Here is a 777-nt window from a genome sequence, read left to right as displayed (position 1 = left end):
GCGCTGCCAGGGTCATAGACGCCATCACGGTCGGCGATGAGGCAGCCGTGCAGCCCGCAGATATCGAGCAGCGGATACCAATCCGAGCAGTTGCGGGCGAGACGCGTCACGTCGATCGACAGGATCAGACCAACCTCGTTAAGACCAACACGCCCGACCAGTTCCTTGAAGCCGCTGCGCTGAGCCGCCGACGCCCCACTGATGCCAAGATCAGCGTCGATGACGTCGATGCCAGCTTCGTGCCATCCGAGCTCGATGGCGCGTTGGCGAAGCGCGTATTGCAATCGCAGGCTCTCTTGGTTGGTCACAACCTGATGAGTCGTCGACTGCCGGATGTACACGACCGCGCGGCGCGCCAGGTGTATCGGCTTGACCAGCTCGGACTTCATGACTTGCCTCCGCCAGCACTGCGGCGACCTCGTTGACGATTTGGCGCTGCAGTGCCGTTGACAGCGTGGCCCAAAGGTCTTTCGGATCGATCGGCATCGTGTTCGAGCTGCTCAACCAGAGAGGTCAGATCGTGTAGTGCCTCGACGCTCAGCTTCGTTCGATTCTCCATCGACTTCCGTGGTTCGGTCGCCGCGACCGGAATCAAAAGGCTGGCACCGTCTCGATATTCGACCTCGTACGAAAGCGGGAAGCCCCCGCCACGATGAACCGAGCGGCGAATGACGCGGAACGTGCGGCCGAACAGCGGATGCGTCGGTTCGCACACTGTAACTTCGATGGCAGGTGATTCGTCAGACTCCCCAGAGGGGATATTTCGATGTGCCCTCG

At 61.1% G+C, this 777-nt stretch carries 2 protein-coding genes; both read right to left on the bottom strand.

The window, feature by feature from the left end; all coding sequences use genetic code 11:
- Positions 1-389 (bottom strand): recombinase family protein (locus tag QJT82_RS45525; RefSeq protein ID WP_281446743.1); only part of this gene is annotated, 389 nt, incomplete at its 3' end.
- A partial coding sequence (locus tag QJT82_RS45520) for a hypothetical protein (RefSeq protein WP_210215188.1) occupies positions 386-777 on the bottom strand: 392 nt, incomplete at its 5' end. The genes QJT82_RS45525 and QJT82_RS45520, both read right to left, overlap by 4 nt.

The sequence above is a fragment of the Bradyrhizobium sp. Mp19 genome, from assembly GCF_029952935.1.
GTDB lineage: Bacteria > Pseudomonadota > Alphaproteobacteria > Rhizobiales > Xanthobacteraceae > Bradyrhizobium > Bradyrhizobium elkanii.
Note: the sequence above shows the minus strand (reverse complement) of the source record. Positions and strands in the feature narration are given on the sequence as shown.